We start from the raw sequence: 14,844 nt of genomic DNA on the forward strand, positions 1-14,844 counted from the left end.
CCTAATGCTGCACAAGTTCATTTTCTTGATTGGAACGGCGCACCGTTTGTTTATCAGCCGGAGCTGCCTTCTGACGTTTTTGGCTGACTGACAGAATCAGCTGAGAAAAAAGGCCCGTCGCCCCTAACAGAATGATGGTGGCGAGTAAGATGACGAGTGCGATCTGCACGCCGTACTGCTGCATGACGCCAAGTGAATTCATCACGGAGATGCCCGACGGGACAAATAAAAATCCGATCAGTGACGTTAATGATGTTCCCAGCGTTTCTACTTGTTCAAGTTTTATCACTTTCAGGCATAAAAGGACAAATAATAGCACCAAACCTACTACGGAAGCGGGTATAGGAATGGGGACAATCGCTGCAATCCCATTAGATATGAGCATAATGCCGGCAAAAATAAATGCTTGTGTCAGAAATCCGTACACTTTTTTCGCACTCATTTTCTTCACCTCTTTCTCTAAGTTAGGTCCATTATAAAAAAGAAACCGACTTATTAAGCGCTTTCACCATAAACGGCAGAATATTCAATCTGAAATGCAAAAAACGGCTGCTGAAATGCAGAAAGCCGCCTCATATAATATGAAGCAGCTTTTTTAAGTCCTTTGCGTATGTACGGCTGACGGGGATTTTAGAGCCGTCTTTTAAAATCAGATTGTAGGTCGAATTAAACCACGGATGAATTTCCGTAATATGCTCCGTATTCACGATGAACGCGCGGTGCACCCTCAAGAAGCCCGTCTCAGGCAGTTTTTTCTCAATGACAGCCAAGGTTTCATGAACGGAATAAGACGCGGCAAACGTTTTGACGGAAACGTGCCCGTCCTCCATGCCCGCAAAAATAATATCCTTCGTATCTAAAATGACAATGGATTCGCCGGCTGATACCGCAAGCTTATGCGCTCCGGCTGCGGACGGCTGTTCTGAGACGGCTTCTGCCCTGTCCTGCTTCACTCTTTTAAACTTTCTGATTGTCTGGCGGACTCTTTCTTCATCAAAAGGCTTTGTTAAATAGTCTAGCGCATCGACTTCAAAGGCCTGTAATGCATATTGGTCATACGCCGTCGCAAAAACGACAGCCGGCGGATTTTTCATGTTTTTCAGCCGCTTGGCAATGTCAAATCCGTTTTCTCCTGACAAATCAACATCCAAAAACAGCAGATCCGGTTTTTGATCCATCATGCTGTCAAAAGCGGATTCAATATTTTCCGCCTCGTTTATGTCATCTACTTCATTCGTCCGTTTCAGCAAATAAGCTAATTCATCCCTTGCCAGCATTTCATCATCAACGATTAACACCTTCAGCATGTTCTTCTCCTTTAGTCATCAGTTTCAAAGGCAGCTCAAATGATACGTCCGTACCTTTTTGGGGCTCACTTTCCAATCGCAGCGCGGCTTCAGGACCGAACAGCCCGATCAGCCGCTGATTTAAATTGTAAAGCGCGGTTCCCGTTCCTTCTTTAGACGGCAGCGGACGGTTTCCGAGAACGGACAGCAATTCCGGATCAATTCCCCGCCCATTGTCCCCCACCCGCATTAAAACCGACGGGCCGGCGGATACCACGCTGACATTAACGGCACAGCTGTCCTGCTTTCTTGAAAATGCATGGCGGAGCGCATTTTCGACGAGGATCTGCAGCACAAAAGGAGGAATTTCGATGTCCTCCAAACCGTTTTCAATCTCAAGGCTGATTTTATATTTCCCGGGAAAACGGGCCTGCTCCAATGACAAATATGCCTGCAGATGGTTCAGTTCTTTAGAAAGCGGGATGAGCAGCTGCCTGGCGCCCTGCAGGTTGGAACGGAAATAGACACTGAGCTGCAGCAGAAGCTTTCGGGTTTTTTCCACATCCGTACGGCAAAGAGCAGAAATCGTATTGATTGCATTAAACAGAAAATGCGGATTGACCTGTGCCTGAAGCGCCTTTATTTCTGCATCTTTCAGCAATTTGCTCTGCAGTTCCGCCTCGCCGAGTTCAAGCTGGGTGGAAAACAGCATGGCGAGCCCCTCTGCGAGCTCTTCTTCAACCCGGCTTAAACCTGACGGGCTTTTAAAGTACATTTTCAGCGTCCCGATTGTTTTGCCGTTTGACGTCAGCGGCAATACGATCGCCGCATTCAGCGGACAGGGATCGTGCGTGCATTCAATTTCTTCCTTTGATGTCGCTTTCATAATTTGCCCCGTTTTAATGACGCGTTTTGACAATCCGGTGATCAGGCTTTCAGACGGAATATGATGATCGGCACCCGCGCCGACGTGAGCTAAAATCTTTTCATTATCCGTAAGCGATACCGCGTCCGTTCCTGTTTGCCTGTGGATGATGGCAGCGACGCTTTTGCATGAGCTTTCATTCAGCCCCTGACGGAAAAACGGAAGCGTCTGGTCGGCAATCATCAGCACCCTGTGGGTTTCAAGAGCTCTTGCCCGTTCTTCCTTCCGGATCATCGATTGAATGATCGAAAGAAAAATAAAAGTCCCTGACCCGTTTACCAATATCATCGGGATGCCAATGATGCTCACTAGCGTCCAAGCGCCAGAAAACGGCTTGGCCATTAACAGAATGAGCAGCATTTGCAATGATTCCATCCCGAGCCCGACCAGCGCGGCCACTCGCGGTGTCGGCATTGCATAGCGTTTTCTGAAATACCGCCCGATCCAGCCGGACAAAACCCCCGCTAAAACGGATGAGACGGCACAGCTGACTGCGGTCGCGCCGCCTAGTGATAAACGATGCAGGCCGGACAGTATGCCGACACCGATCCCTACATACGGGCCGCCCAAGAGTCCGCCGATTTCAACACCCATAATCCGCGTGTTGGCAATTGAACCGGACGGATTAATTTGAAACACCCAGTCATTATTCATGATTGTATTCTGCTGAATTTCTATTCCCGTATAGTTGCTGATGATACTGAACAGCGAGAAAATTGAAATCAGCACCGCTTTGCCTTTATAGCTCTCAGGCTGCTGGAGCGCCTGTCTGAACAATCTGGTATGAGCCAGAACAAAGCCCAATATGACGATTATTCCGACTCTTTCCAGCATCATAATGATCAAATGCAGCATGCTTTTTCACCTGTTCTTTCAAATTTTATTTTATCACGTTTTAACGCTTGAGACAGAATATGACACAAATATGCCTGTTTTTTTCAAATCATCTGAAAACAAATCTTTCGCAGTCTATGTATCTATTGTAGAATAAACGGGAGCCTTGCGGCAGAGAGTTTCAGAATATAACAAAGAGGAGAAGATCATGAAAGCCGTATTTTTTGATTTGGACGATACACTGTTATGGGATGAAAAGAGCGTCAGAACAACATTCAGGGAAACATGTTTACAAGCGGAAAAAAAATATGGCCTTGACCCGCACACTTTTGAAGAAGCGGTTCGGAAAGCGGCACGGGAATTGTATATGTCATACGAAACCTATCCTTATACGGTCATGATCGGCATTAATCCGTTTGAAGGGTTGTGGGCGAATTTTTCCGAGCCGGTCAGCGAAGGATTTAAACAGCTGAATCAGATTGCGCCGGAATACAGACGAAACGCCTGGACGAACGGCTTAAAAAGTGTCGGCATAGACGATGCGGCTTACGGCGAATATTTGGCGGAGTTTTTCGCGGCGGAACGCAGACAGCGCCCGTATGTGTATGATGAAACATTTGCGGTGCTTGATAAGCTGAAAGGTGTTTATGAACTGCTTCTGCTGACAAACGGCGATCCCAGCCTGCAGAAAGAAAAGCTTGCCGGCGTTCCTGAGCTTGCGCCTTATTTTAATGAAATCGTCATCTCAGGCGCTTTCGGAAAAGGGAAACCCGATGCCTCCATATTTGAACATTGCCTCAGCCTCCTGAAGCTGAAAAAAGAAGATGCCATAATGGTCGGAGATAATCTCAACACTGATATTTTGGGAGCGAAACGGGCAGGCATCACGACGGTGTGGGTAAACCGGACGAATAAGAAAAATGAAACAGACATTACGCCTGATTATGTGATCAGCGATCTTCACGAGCTGTTTGCGATTATAGAGAAGCAGAAACAAAAATAAAAAAACCCCCCCATTCATTCAGAATGGGGGGTTTTGTGTGTCTGGTTATTTTTTCGCTTCGGCTACAGCCTTTTTCACAAAATCGTCCAATGAAACGGTTTCGGATTTCTGCTCGCCGTATTTCCGGACGTTTACCGCGCCGTTTTCAGCTTCTTGGTCACCGACCACAAGCATGTACGGGATTTTTTGCATTTGCGCTTCACGAATTTTATAGCCGATTTTCTCGTCCCGGCTGTCAAGCTCGACACGCAGGCCTTCGCGCTGCAGGCGCTCCTGCACTTTTTTCGCGTAGTCAAGATGCACAGACGGTGATACAGGAATGACTTGGAATTGTACAGGCGCAAGCCATGTCGGAAGGGCGCCTTTGTGCTCTTCGATTAAGAAAGCAACGAAACGCTCCATCGTTGACACGACGCCGCGGTGAATAACGACTGGACGGTGCTGTTTGCCGTCTTCTCCGACGTAAGTGAGATCAAAGCGTTCCGGAAGAAGGAAGTCAAGCTGCACGGTTGACAATGTCTCTTCTTTGCCGATCGCCGTTTTCACCTGCACGTCAAGCTTAGGACCGTAAAACGCCGCTTCGCCTTCCGCTTCATAGTAATCATGGCCGATTTCATCCATTGCTGCCTTCAGCATGGATTGCGCTTTATTCCACATCTCATCATCATCAAAATATTTTTCCGTATCTTCAGGATCGCGGTAAGACAGGCGGAATGTGTAATCACTCAGGCCGAAGTCTTCGTATACGTCTTGAATCAAACGGACCGTACGGATGAATTCTTCTTTAATCTGATCCGGGCGGACGAAAATGTGTGCGTCATTTAACGTCATGCCGCGTACGCGCTGAAGACCTGAAAGCGCTCCTGACATTTCATAACGGTGCATCGTTCCGAGCTCGGCGATGCGGATCGGAAGCTCGCGGTAGCTGTGAATGTCCTGTTTGTAAATCATCATATGGTGAGGACAGTTCATCGGACGGAGCACAAGCGTTTCATTGTCCATTTCCATCGGCGGGAACATGCCGTCCTGATAATGTTCCCAGTGACCTGATGTTTCGTACAGATCTTTACTTCCGAGAACAGGCGTATACACGTGTTCATAGCCAAGGCTCAGCTCTTTATCCACAATGTAGCGCTCGATCACGCGGCGGATGGTCGCGCCTTTCGGCAGCCAGAGCGGCAGGCCTTGTCCGACTTTTTGAGAGTTGGCGAACAATTTTAGTTCTTTGCCCAGTTTTCTGTGGTCGCGTTCTTTCGCTTCTTCAAGCATGCGCAAATGCTCTTTCAGGTCATCCTTTTTAAAGAAAGCCGTGCCGTAAATGCGCTGAAGCATTTGGTTTTTGCTGTCGCCGCGCCAGTATGCGCCTGCAAGGCTGAGCAGCTTAAATTCTTTAATTTTTCCTGTAGACGGCACGTGGACGCCGCGGCAGAGGTCAAAAAATTCGCCCTGCTCATAAATGGAGACCGTTTCTCCTTCTGGGATGGCATCCAGCAGTTCAAGCTTCAGATTATCGCCGATTTCCGCAAACATGGCTTTTGCTTCATCACGGCTCACTTCTTTTCGGATGATCGGCAGATTTTCACCGACGATGCGTTTCATTTCTTTTTCAATCTTCGGAAGATCATCCGGCGTCAGCGCCTGCTCCATTTCAACGTCATAATAGAACCCGTTTTCAATAACGGGACCGACTCCGAATTTCACATCTTTATAAATGCGTTTAATCGCCTGAGCCAATAAATGCGCCGTGCTGTGCCGCATGATATTCAGGCCTTCTTCTGTGCCTTCTGTAATAATTTCTACGGCACCGTCCTCTTGAATCGGCGTTCTTAAATCAATTTCCTGTCCGTTCAGTTTTCCGGCTAAAGACTTTTTCTTTAATCCCGGACTGATGGATGCCGCGATATCTTCTGTTGTTGTTCCTTTCGGAAATTCCTTTACCGCTCCGTCCGGAAATGTGATGTTGATCATATCTGACATCTTCGTCACTCCTTTTTTTATGCAAATCAAAAACCCCGCCCCCTATGAAAGGGACGAGGTTAAATAAACGGAATCGTGGTTCCACCCTTTTTTCCGCGCGGCCGGTTTTTTTCGGCACCTGCGGCTCTAAACTCTGTAACGGGAGTTCCCGTCAGCTATTACTGGCGCTTATTCCGGCGTTCACAGCTGAAGTTCAAAGGCGGTAAAGACAATGATCCATAGCTGGAAAGCTTTCAGCCTGGGCTCTCCTCTCTTATAAAGCCGGTATCAATGCTTCATGTCCTTATCAATACGTGTAGCAATCATTAATCTGTTATGTATTATAAAATGTCTGTGAGAAAAATGCAACTCGGTTTTCCGTCTGATTTCGCACAGACAGCCCCGCTGCTGCCGCAAGGCCGTCTGTGCAGCTATCCTTCCGTCTTTTCCGCCGCAAACGCGCCTAACGGAAAAAGACGCACCCGCTCCTGAAACACGTTTTGGATCGTTCTGGACATCATATGCTCCGGTTTGTCCGTATACAGTTCTACCGTCTCAGGCGCGATGGAGATCAGCGGCGCAAGCAGGTGGGAATCTATATACATCGGGTGCTCCCGCACAAACCGTCTGTCTATGTATTTTTTTTGTTCCCGTTCTGACACATAGCGCAGCTCCCACAGTGTAAAAGCCCGGTCATGTACGATATGGACTTTCTTCATCCGCGGCGGATTGGATGTCACGTAATCTCTCAAAGACTGGATAAAGTTTTGATATTCCTGTTCCATCCGATATTCATCTATCGCAGCCTCGGTGTATTCCCTGAGCCGCTCATAATACCTGCCGAGCCGGAACGTCTGAAACGAACGCACGGAAAAAACACCCGCATCAAGTGAAATCGTCCGGAGCGCTTCTGAAATAAACTGTGTGCGCGGCTCTTTCTTCGGCTCAAACGGATGATCATCAAGCTCTCCTTCCATAATGCTGTGTGCAAGCTGAAGGATTTGCTGCTGTTCATCCTGATCGGTGAAGCAGTATTCGTCTTCAATAAGCGAAAGCATATGCTCGTCTTCTTTACATTCTAAAAAAAATCTGACCAGAATCGGCTCAATAAAGCGCTGAACGCAAAAAGCCGATTCAGACCTTGCGATTCCGACTTTTTTTATGCCTTCACGGACAATAAAATGTCTCCGGTCGTCCGATTGCTGAATGAGATGTAAAAAAGCGGCGGTATCGTGGTCATCTTCAAAGATCACTTCAAGCATATTTGTCCCCCCTTACGGCATCTGTTACAAGTATATGGGGGATGTTTTTAAAATAGACGTAAAGGTTAGCTTTCACCGCCGAACAAATGGCGGACCTTCTTCTTAAAGATGAGGGGAAGCGATAAAAACACGATATAAAGACAGATCACTCCGAGCACGGTCAGCATATTTCCGGACATAAAGCTCGCGCCAAGCACATTCAGGACGATCGTCCCCGGAATGATTCCCGCTGCGGTCGCCAAAAAATACGTCATCGGCCTGACTTTCGAAAGGCCCGCGGCATAGCTGATCACATCAAAATTCACAGGCAGAATGCGAAGGATAAAAATATAAAAGAAGCCATTGGTTATCATCTGCTTTTGAATGGCTTCCATTTTTCCGTGACGGCTTTTTTCTTTAAAGGCAAACAGCCCGGCCGCAAAAAAAGACGCGGCCGCAGCGCCCATTGAGCCCGCCAGCGTATACACGGTGCCGAAAAACGGTCCGAACGCCAATCCTCCGGCGACGGAAACGATTGATACGGGAAACAGCACAAAAGGCCTGACGATGGAAATTCCGATAAACACAAGCGGCGCAAAGACACCGAACGATAACACCCAAAGACGGATCTCCTTAGGCGACAGATTCAGATATTTGCGGTTTGCCCACAGCAAAAGGCCCGCTCCCGCCGCAGCCGCAGCCCATGTGACAGCCTTCTTATTCCTCATTCCCTCAAATCCTTCCCTTTGGACGCCGGCATTATGGACGGCGGCGGTTTTCCCCGTCAAGACGGACAGGCGAAGCCAAATATAAAATCCGCTCCATCAGTCTTGCCGCTTTTACCTCTTCCTTTTCTCCCCGCTGTGAATACGTAAAATGATGCTTCAGCTCGTCAGGTGAAAAATTAGACGAGAAAAACGTGGGAAGCTGCTGGCTCATTCTGTGCTGAAGCACGGTGCCGATGACCTCATCCCTGACCCAGCTTGTCATTGACTCCGCTCCGATGTCATCAAGCATCAGGACGGGCGTCGTTTTGACCATATTCAGTTTCTCCTCCAGCGACTGATCCTGGAGCGAGTTTTTCAGCTCTCTGACAAATTCGGGAACATATACGATCATTGATGAATACTCTTTTTCCGCCAGCTCATTGGCAATGGCGGCTAGAATAAATGTCTTTCCGATTCCGAATTTTCCGTACAGGTACAGCCCTTTGCCTTTGCCCGTTTCATTATAGCTCTTCAGAAAATCCGTCACATGCTGGAAGATGCCAAGTCTGCTCGGATCTGTAATGTCGATCTGCTGAAACGTCGCGCCGAGAAGATCCCGCTGGATATACATGCTCTTCATCAGGGACTTTTGTCTTTTCTGGCGGTCAAGCTTTCTCTTTTCCGGACATTCGTAGTATTCAATATCAATAGAACGTCCGTTGATCACAAGCTTCGGATGATAGCCTTCAAGCAGGCTGTTCGTCTCGTTGTCTTTTGAACAGAAGGCGCACCGCTTGCTTTGCTGAACGTATTCGTACAGTTTATTTAACCCTCTGTCAATCATGCTTTGATTAATTACATCTTTCTGTTCCTTCAAAAAAGCCTGGACGTCTTTGTCGGCCATGACTTGCTGCTGCATTCGTTCCAAGCGTTTTTGAAAGTCAGGTCTCTTCGTCACGCCTTCTAAGGATCGGCTGATCGGTTCCATTCAGAATCACCCCGCTTCTCTGTCTCAGTAGGCAGAGTATTTTTTCAGTTTTTTCATTTCTTCCATCATTTTTTTCTTCTGTTCTTCAAGATCCTCCGCGGAAAGAGCCGGCTGTTCAGACTTCTTCCCGGTTTCTTCTTCTTTCATCCAATCAGGGCGCTTTTCTTCCCGGACGGTTTTTTTGCCGCGCGCCGCGCCGTTTGTTTTCCCGTCCGCCCAATCAAGATACTGCCTGTGCTCTTCTATTGCGAGCTTCATTGCTTCCCGGACCGTTTTTACTTTCTTTCTGGCCCAGTGAGCGGCGATTTTTTGAATATAGTTTTTGGACAGCTTCATATCCGTTTTCAGCATGACATAATAAATCAGCACATTGGTGACACCGGGCTCAAGCTTCTGTTCGAACATAATATCGGCGATGATCTGCAGGTCTGCTTTGGACGGCTCGGTCCCGTCCGCAATGTCCTGAAGAAGCTTTCTCGGTGATATGGTCTCAAGCTGTGCAATGAGTTCGGCATTCAATGAATCGTCCTTTTCCGTCTTGTTTTCCCGCAGACGGACAGGCTGTGTTTTATCAATCAGTTCCGGAAGCTTCCCGCCTCTTTCAATTTGGTACCAGTCGCTGGCCGCTTTCCTCAGCGCTTCGGCCGTTATCGTATCTTGTTCATTAATTGCGGTCATGACGACGTGCTGCATGGAGATAGGATCTATTCCGTATAAATATGAAAGCTTTTTAATGCTCTCCCGCACGTCCTGCGTGATTGATTTGCGCGGTATCATCGTTTCTGACAGTCCCGCCATGAAAAGCTCAAAATCAAACACTTCCTCCGTCACCGTATAGGAAGGCGCTTGTCCGACAGACGCCGTCTCATAGTCCTCGGGGAGCTTCATCGCTTCTTCCATATCCGGCGTCATTTTCCATTCGCTCGGCTGAAAAGAGGCAAAGGCGTGATTAAACGGACGCGTAATTTCCCTTGCATCCGCGCCGACGGAAGGATGCGTGTAAAATTGTCTCAGCTGCTGGTATTTCGTTTTACCGACTCTGTTATAAAGAAAGACATTCAGCATGCCGTCTTCAAAAAAATCATTCGGTCTGAGCGGGGGCAGCAGCTCATAAATAAACATCCGTTCCTTTTGCTCGGACTCCCGGATATACACTTTCAGCAGCCCGATTCCTTCAAGCTTCCCCTGTTCATGATGAATCTTTTTTAAATTTGCCTGCATCATGCCCATCAGCTGTCTGTGCGTGGATTCAGCTCCCCACAAACGGTTCTGCTCAAGCTCCCCCCATAAAGTCATATACAGAGAGAATGCAAATGAACCGATCAGCGGCTGGTACAGATGTGTCAAAACCTGTCTGTCGACATCCTGAAGAAGCGAACGGCTTTTGACCGTATAAGGATCTACAGGCAATACGTCATTCCAATAGTCAGCCATGATTCTCAAACCTTCCGATATGTTTCTACTCTCATTTTACACCGTTTCCGTCATGTATCAAATGCCAATTTTGCTCATGAGAAAAGAGCCAGACATCATCTCTTAGCTCTTTAGCGCTCTTTCTTTATTAAATCTTTCAATTCATCAATAAACACGTTTATATCTTTAAACTGCCGGTAGACCGAGGCAAAGCGGACATAAGACACCTCATCTATTTTCGCCAGCCGGTCCATCACCATTTCTCCGACAAGTTCGCTTTTGACTTCAGATACGCCTTGGTTTCGCAGCTCTTTTTCAATGTCAAAGCACATGTCTTCAAGTGTTTTTAAAGGAACGGGCCTTTTTTCACAGGCTTTAATTAATCCGCGCAGCATTTTTTCACGGCTGAATTCTTCCCGGACGCCTTCTTTTTTCACGACGATCAGAGGCATCTCTTCAAACTTCTCAAATGTAGTGAAGCGGTAATGGCAGGCTTCGCACTCCCGCCTTCTGCGGATTGATTTCCCTTCGTCCGCAGGCCGTGAATCAAGTACGCGGGAACCGTTATGCTGGCATGAAGGACATTTCAATTGGATCAGCTCCCATCTGTTTCATTGCTGTAATGCGGTTCGCAAGCTTCCGGTAAATGCCCGCCAACGTATCTAGGATGAGCCTATTGTGTTGGGAGAGCCGATAGACCGGCCTTATCTTTCTCTATTTTACAAAAAAATTGCTTAAAGAAAAAGCAATGCTGTTTTTTTACATTAGAAAAGGAGCATCAGCTTCAAAGCGCGTAATGGCTTTTTCAGCTTAGCTCCCTTGTGTTTGCGTTTTGAAAATTACAGTACTTTCGCTTGTGCCTGTTTAATCTGTACAGGCCCCATTCCTCTCGGTATTTCAATGTTTTCTCTTGTATCTGCATGTAATGCGTCCGCAATGTAATCAGCAGCCACATTAGGATCCAGGTCTCCACAAGTATAAACATCAATGCTTGCATATCCGTGTTCAGGAAAACTGTGAATCGTTAAATGTGACTCAGAGATAATAACGACTCCGCTTACGCCTTGCGGTGCAAATTTGTGAAATGCGACCTCGCGCACTTCAGCTCCTGATTTCAAAGCAGCATTTACAAACGTTTTTTCAATAAAATCCATGTCATTGAGCTTATCAAAATCGCATCCCCACAGCTCGGAGATGACGTGACGCCCCATTGTTTCCATAATCATGGACCCCCCTTAACAAGAATTAAAAAAGTGAATTTCCGAGAACTGACCCGGCCATTTACCACGGGGGAAAGTTAGTCCGGAGAGGTCCTAACCCTTTAAGTAATTCCGAAGCAGTCACGAGCAAGAAGTTCACGAAAGATAGTATACTGTGTTTAAGTTTATTTTGCAAGGAGTGTTTTTTTGCAAATATGCCGTTAAGGGTTTTTTCTAACAAATGTCCATGATCTTTATTCTACACAGCTGACGGGTGTTTCATTCGCGCGGCGACGTGGCGGATAAGATCAACGACCCGGCAGGAATATCCCCATTCATTGTCATACCAGGCGAGCACCTTTACTTTTCGGTCTTCCATCACCATTGTCGTCAGCCCGTCAATGATCGCCGAGTGTGAATTCGTATTATAATCCGAAGAAACGAGCGGTTCATCCGAATAATCAAGAATGCCGTACATTGACGTCTTTGCGGCTCGTTGGAAAGCGGCATTCACTTGCTCGGCCGACACATCTGTTTTCAGGTCACAGACAAGGTCCACTAAGGACACGTTGGGAACAGGAACCCGCAGAGCCAGGCCGTGAAGTTTTCCTTTCAGATGAGGCAGCACAAGCGACAGCGCTTTAGCCGCGCCTGTAGAAGTCGGAATGATGGATTCTCCGCACGCTCTCGCCCTCCGCAGATCTTTATGCGGATTGTCGATATTTTTTTGGTCATTCGTGTAAGCGTGAACGGTCGTCATCAGGCCGCTCTCAATCCCAAATTCCTGATCAAGCACTTTGACGACCGGTGCAAGACAGTTTGTCGTGCAGGATGCATTTGAAATAATCACATGTTCATCCGGATTGAACTTCTCTTCATTCACTCCCATGACAATGGTAACGTCTTCATTTTTACCCGGAGCCGTTAAAATAACTTTTTTCGCCCCTGCTTCAATATGGCTCATCGCCTTTTCTTTTGAATTAAATTTTCCCGTTGCCTCTATAACGATGTCTATTCCGCACTCTTTCCACGGAAGCTCTCTCGGGTCCCGCCGATTGAACAGCATAATATGTTTTCCGTTGACGATCAGACTGTCTTCGGCGGTCTCGACTTCTTGCTCGTATTTGCCGTGAATTGTGTCATACTTTATCAAATGAGCAAGCGTTTCCGGGGGATAGCTTGCATTAATGGCTGTTATTTGAATTTGATCATCTTCCATCGCTTTTCTGAACACCATTCTTCCGATTCTTCCAAACCCGTTGATCGCTACTTTTACCTTCATGCCCAGGTCACCCCTTTTTAATATGCCACTCTAATTTAATTTTAATTACATATAGTATAACACATTAAAAGAAATCCGCCAGTACAACTTGATAAAAATCCGCCCTTATACCGATCAATATGTTGTTCAATCGGTTTTTTTGCATATAAAATGATCTTTTTTCCATAAAAAAAGCAGGATCAGCATCTCTGGCTGCCTGCTTTTTTCTTATATTTGTTCCGGATCTTTAAATTTGTCATTTAAAATGCTGTCCTCTAATACGGATGACACCTCGCCGTACCGTTTAGAAATATGCATCGCGCCCCAGTCGCACAGCGCGTTTAAAATTCTTTCCAGGCTGTGGCCGTATTCACTCAATTCGTATTCCACTTTCGGCGGCACCTGATTGTACACGATCCGATTGATGACGCCGTCAGCTTCCAATTCCCGCAATTGCTGTGTCAGCATCTTTTGGGTAATGTCCGGCATAAGCCGCTTCAATTCGCTTGTCCGCTTTTTTCCGCGCATCAGGTGGCAGAGGATCACACACTTCCATTTTCCGCCGATCACTTCTAGCGTCGCCTCTACAGATATATTGTATTTTTTCTTCAGCAACGGTAATTCCTCCTCATCTATAGGAACTAAAAAGTGCCTATGGCACTTAAAAGTACGTTCTTTTCAATGACTCATCTATCGATCATAATGACATTTGCCGGCTGAAAAGGAATGTACTCTTATACTTATATCGTTTACCCGGCATCATTTCAACCATACATTATCGTTCAAGGAGGAAAACAGATGTCTTCACATCGCCAAAGCTATTTACCAGCGCTGCTGGCATTAGCCGTCAGCGCTTTTGCGATCGGCACAACCGAATTTATCAGCGTCGGACTGCTGCCGCTTATATCTCATGATCTGCACATACCTGTGACAACGGCGGGACTTACCGTTTCCATGTATGCTCTGGGCGTGACATTCGGCGCGCCGGTTTTAACTTCTCTTACATCAGGCATGTCGCGGAAAACGCTGCTGCTCTGGGTGATGCTGATTTTTATCGCCGGAAATACACTTGCAGCGAGCGCTTCCTCAATCGGCGTCTTACTGGCGGCGCGGGTCATTTCGGCTTTTTCCCACGGCATTTTCATGTCAATCGGGGCAACAATCGCCGCCAATATCGTGCCAGAGCATAAAAGAGCAAGCGCGATTTCCATCATGTTCACGGGGCTGACGGTGGCTACAGTGACCGGTGTTCCGTTCGGGACCTATCTCGGCCAGCAATTCGGGTGGAGAATCGCATTTGCCGTCATCGTCGCGGTAGGAATCATTGCATTTCTCACAAATGCGCTTCTCGTTCCGTCACATTTGCGCAAAGGAACGAAGACCGCATTTTCCGAACAGATCAAACTCGTCAAAAACGGCCGGCTGCTGCTTTTATTTATTATTACAGCGTTAGGCTACGGCGGAACGTTTGTCGTGTTTACGTATTTATCTCCGCTTCTTCAGGAAGTAACCGGTTTTCAGAAAGAAACCGTCGCGGCCATCCTGCTTGTTTACGGAATTGCGATTGCCATCGGAAACATGATCGGCGGCCGGTTATCAAATCGGAATCCGCTGAGAGCATTGTTTTACATGTTCATTGTCCAGGCGGCTGTGCTGTTTGTCCTGACTTTTACCGCGCCGTTTAAAACAGCCGGATTAATCACCATTATTTTTATGGGGCTGTTGGCGTTTATGAATGTGCCTGGGCTTCAGGTATATGTCGTGATGCTGAGTGAACGTTTTGCGCCAAGCGCCGTTGATACAGCATCAGCCTTAAACATCGCGGCATTTAATGCCGGAATTGCAATCGGTTCTTTTGCCGGCGGGATTATAACAGATTCAATCGGGATTATTCATACCGCTTGGATCGGGGCGTTAATGGTGCTCAGCGCGGTCGTGTTAACCGGATGGAGCAGAAAGCTTGAAAAGCGGGATCGCACTGTCCTTGAAAGGAGGTGAGTTTTTCTTCAGCGCATTTTGATTTTTTTAACA

Annotated in this window: 14 protein-coding genes; 2 read left to right on the forward strand and 12 right to left on the reverse strand. The window is 47.1% G+C overall.

What is annotated here, in order from left to right:
• Nucleotide 1: 1 nt before the first annotated feature.
• The 3 genes from lrgA to ABDB98_RS13230 form a co-directional block, all read right to left on the reverse strand.
• The gene (lrgA, locus tag ABDB98_RS13220; protein ID WP_016938627.1) at nucleotides 2-442 is read right to left on the reverse strand and encodes an antiholin-like murein hydrolase modulator LrgA; all 441 of its coding nucleotides are present in this window, start codon (nucleotides 440-442) and stop codon (nucleotides 2-4) included.
• A 130-nt stretch (nucleotides 443-572) separates the two neighbouring features.
• The gene (locus ABDB98_RS13225; protein ID WP_438420366.1) at nucleotides 573-1,307 is read right to left on the reverse strand and encodes a LytR/AlgR family response regulator transcription factor; all 735 of its coding nucleotides are present in this window, start codon (nucleotides 1,305-1,307) and stop codon (nucleotides 573-575) included.
• On the reverse strand, nucleotides 1,285-3,066 hold the full coding sequence (locus tag ABDB98_RS13230; protein WP_438420367.1) for a LytS/YhcK type 5TM receptor domain-containing protein: 1,782 nt from the start codon (nucleotides 3,064-3,066) through the stop codon (nucleotides 1,285-1,287). The genes ABDB98_RS13225 and ABDB98_RS13230 overlap by 23 nt, the downstream gene beginning before the upstream one ends.
• Nucleotides 3,067-3,253: 187 nt before the next feature.
• On the opposite strand from ABDB98_RS13230, the gene ABDB98_RS13235 reads away from it, so the two are divergent.
• On the forward strand, nucleotides 3,254-4,048 hold the full coding sequence (locus ABDB98_RS13235; protein WP_060964584.1) for an HAD family hydrolase: 795 nt from the start codon (nucleotides 3,254-3,256) through the stop codon (nucleotides 4,046-4,048).
• 45 nt (nucleotides 4,049-4,093) lie between these two features.
• Here ABDB98_RS13235 and thrS read toward each other — a convergent pair whose 3' ends face one another.
• The 9 genes from thrS to ABDB98_RS13280 all read right to left on the reverse strand — a co-directional run bounded on the left by thrS (nucleotide 4,094) and on the right by ABDB98_RS13280 (nucleotide 13,428).
• Nucleotides 4,094-6,025 carry a threonine--tRNA ligase gene (gene thrS, locus ABDB98_RS13240; protein WP_438420368.1) on the reverse strand — a complete coding sequence of 644 codons (1,932 nt, stop codon included), beginning with the start codon at nucleotides 6,023-6,025 and terminating at the stop codon, nucleotides 4,094-4,096.
• 410 nt (nucleotides 6,026-6,435) lie between these two features.
• The gene (ytxC, locus tag ABDB98_RS13245) at nucleotides 6,436-7,266 is read right to left on the reverse strand and encodes a putative sporulation protein YtxC (protein WP_016938621.1); all 831 of its coding nucleotides are present in this window, start codon (nucleotides 7,264-7,266) and stop codon (nucleotides 6,436-6,438) included.
• A 65-nt stretch (nucleotides 7,267-7,331) separates the two neighbouring features.
• Complete coding sequence (locus ABDB98_RS13250; protein ID WP_438420369.1) at nucleotides 7,332-7,973, reverse strand: TVP38/TMEM64 family protein; 642 nt, start codon at nucleotides 7,971-7,973, stop codon at nucleotides 7,332-7,334.
• 31 nt (nucleotides 7,974-8,004) lie between these two features.
• Complete coding sequence (dnaI, locus tag ABDB98_RS13255; RefSeq protein ID WP_270353822.1) at nucleotides 8,005-8,940, reverse strand: primosomal protein DnaI; 936 nt, start codon at nucleotides 8,938-8,940, stop codon at nucleotides 8,005-8,007.
• A 24-nt stretch (nucleotides 8,941-8,964) separates the two neighbouring features.
• A complete protein-coding gene (locus ABDB98_RS13260; RefSeq protein WP_438420370.1) occupies nucleotides 8,965-10,374 on the reverse strand; it encodes a replication initiation and membrane attachment family protein in 1,410 nt (469 codons plus the stop codon).
• A gap of 110 nt (nucleotides 10,375-10,484) precedes the next feature.
• Entirely contained in the window at nucleotides 10,485-10,943 is a 459-nt protein-coding gene (nrdR, locus tag ABDB98_RS13265) for a transcriptional regulator NrdR (protein WP_003152473.1), read from the reverse strand.
• A gap of 249 nt (nucleotides 10,944-11,192) precedes the next feature.
• Nucleotides 11,193-11,573: an adenosylmethionine decarboxylase gene (speD, locus tag ABDB98_RS13270; protein ID WP_003152471.1), complete on the reverse strand. Its 381-nt coding sequence runs from the start codon at nucleotides 11,571-11,573 to the stop codon at nucleotides 11,193-11,195.
• A gap of 238 nt (nucleotides 11,574-11,811) precedes the next feature.
• Complete coding sequence (locus tag ABDB98_RS13275) at nucleotides 11,812-12,834, reverse strand: glyceraldehyde-3-phosphate dehydrogenase (RefSeq protein WP_060964581.1); 1,023 nt, start codon at nucleotides 12,832-12,834, stop codon at nucleotides 11,812-11,814.
• 207 nt (nucleotides 12,835-13,041) lie between these two features.
• Nucleotides 13,042-13,428 carry a winged helix-turn-helix transcriptional regulator gene (locus ABDB98_RS13280; RefSeq protein ID WP_049627153.1) on the reverse strand — a complete coding sequence of 129 codons (387 nt, stop codon included), beginning with the start codon at nucleotides 13,426-13,428 and terminating at the stop codon, nucleotides 13,042-13,044.
• Nucleotides 13,429-13,611: 183 nt separating this feature from the next.
• On the opposite strand from ABDB98_RS13280, the gene ABDB98_RS13285 reads away from it, so the two are divergent.
• A complete protein-coding gene (locus ABDB98_RS13285) occupies nucleotides 13,612-14,811 on the forward strand; it encodes an MFS transporter (protein WP_060964580.1) in 1,200 nt (399 codons plus the stop codon).
• The last annotated feature ends 33 nt before the right edge of the window (nucleotides 14,812-14,844 follow it).

Origin of the sequence: Bacillus siamensis (assembly GCF_051628075.1) — a bacterium.
GTDB classification, from domain to species: Bacteria; Bacillota; Bacilli; order Bacillales; family Bacillaceae; genus Bacillus; species Bacillus siamensis.

What these genes read in the sequence shown, in the direction of transcription:
- speD (WP_003152471.1), bottom strand. Translation starts at nt 11,573, where the DNA reads ATGGAAACAATGGGGCGTCACGTCATCTCCGAGCTGTGGGGATGCGAT.
- ABDB98_RS13230 (WP_438420367.1), bottom strand. Translation starts at nt 3,066, where the DNA reads ATGCTGCATTTGATCATTATGATGCTGGAAAGAGTCGGAATAATCGTC.
- ABDB98_RS13235 (WP_060964584.1), top strand. Translation starts at nt 3,254, where the DNA reads ATGAAAGCCGTATTTTTTGATTTGGACGATACACTGTTATGGGATGAA.
- ABDB98_RS13225 (WP_438420366.1), bottom strand. Translation starts at nt 1,307, where the DNA reads ATGCTGAAGGTGTTAATCGTTGATGATGAAATGCTGGCAAGGGATGAA.
- ABDB98_RS13250 (WP_438420369.1), bottom strand. Translation starts at nt 7,973, where the DNA reads ATGAGGAATAAGAAGGCTGTCACATGGGCTGCGGCTGCGGCGGGAGCG.
- dnaI (WP_270353822.1), bottom strand. Translation starts at nt 8,940, where the DNA reads ATGGAACCGATCAGCCGATCCTTAGAAGGCGTGACGAAGAGACCTGAC.
- ABDB98_RS13275 (WP_060964581.1), bottom strand. Translation starts at nt 12,834, where the DNA reads ATGAAGGTAAAAGTAGCGATCAACGGGTTTGGAAGAATCGGAAGAATG.
- ABDB98_RS13260 (WP_438420370.1), bottom strand. Translation starts at nt 10,374, where the DNA reads ATGGCTGACTATTGGAATGACGTATTGCCTGTAGATCCTTATACGGTC.
- ABDB98_RS13285 (WP_060964580.1), top strand. Translation starts at nt 13,612, where the DNA reads ATGTCTTCACATCGCCAAAGCTATTTACCAGCGCTGCTGGCATTAGCC.
- lrgA (WP_016938627.1), bottom strand. Translation starts at nt 442, where the DNA reads ATGAGTGCGAAAAAAGTGTACGGATTTCTGACACAAGCATTTATTTTT.
- thrS (WP_438420368.1), bottom strand. Translation starts at nt 6,025, where the DNA reads ATGTCAGATATGATCAACATCACATTTCCGGACGGAGCGGTAAAGGAA.
- ytxC (WP_016938621.1), bottom strand. Translation starts at nt 7,266, where the DNA reads ATGCTTGAAGTGATCTTTGAAGATGACCACGATACCGCCGCTTTTTTA.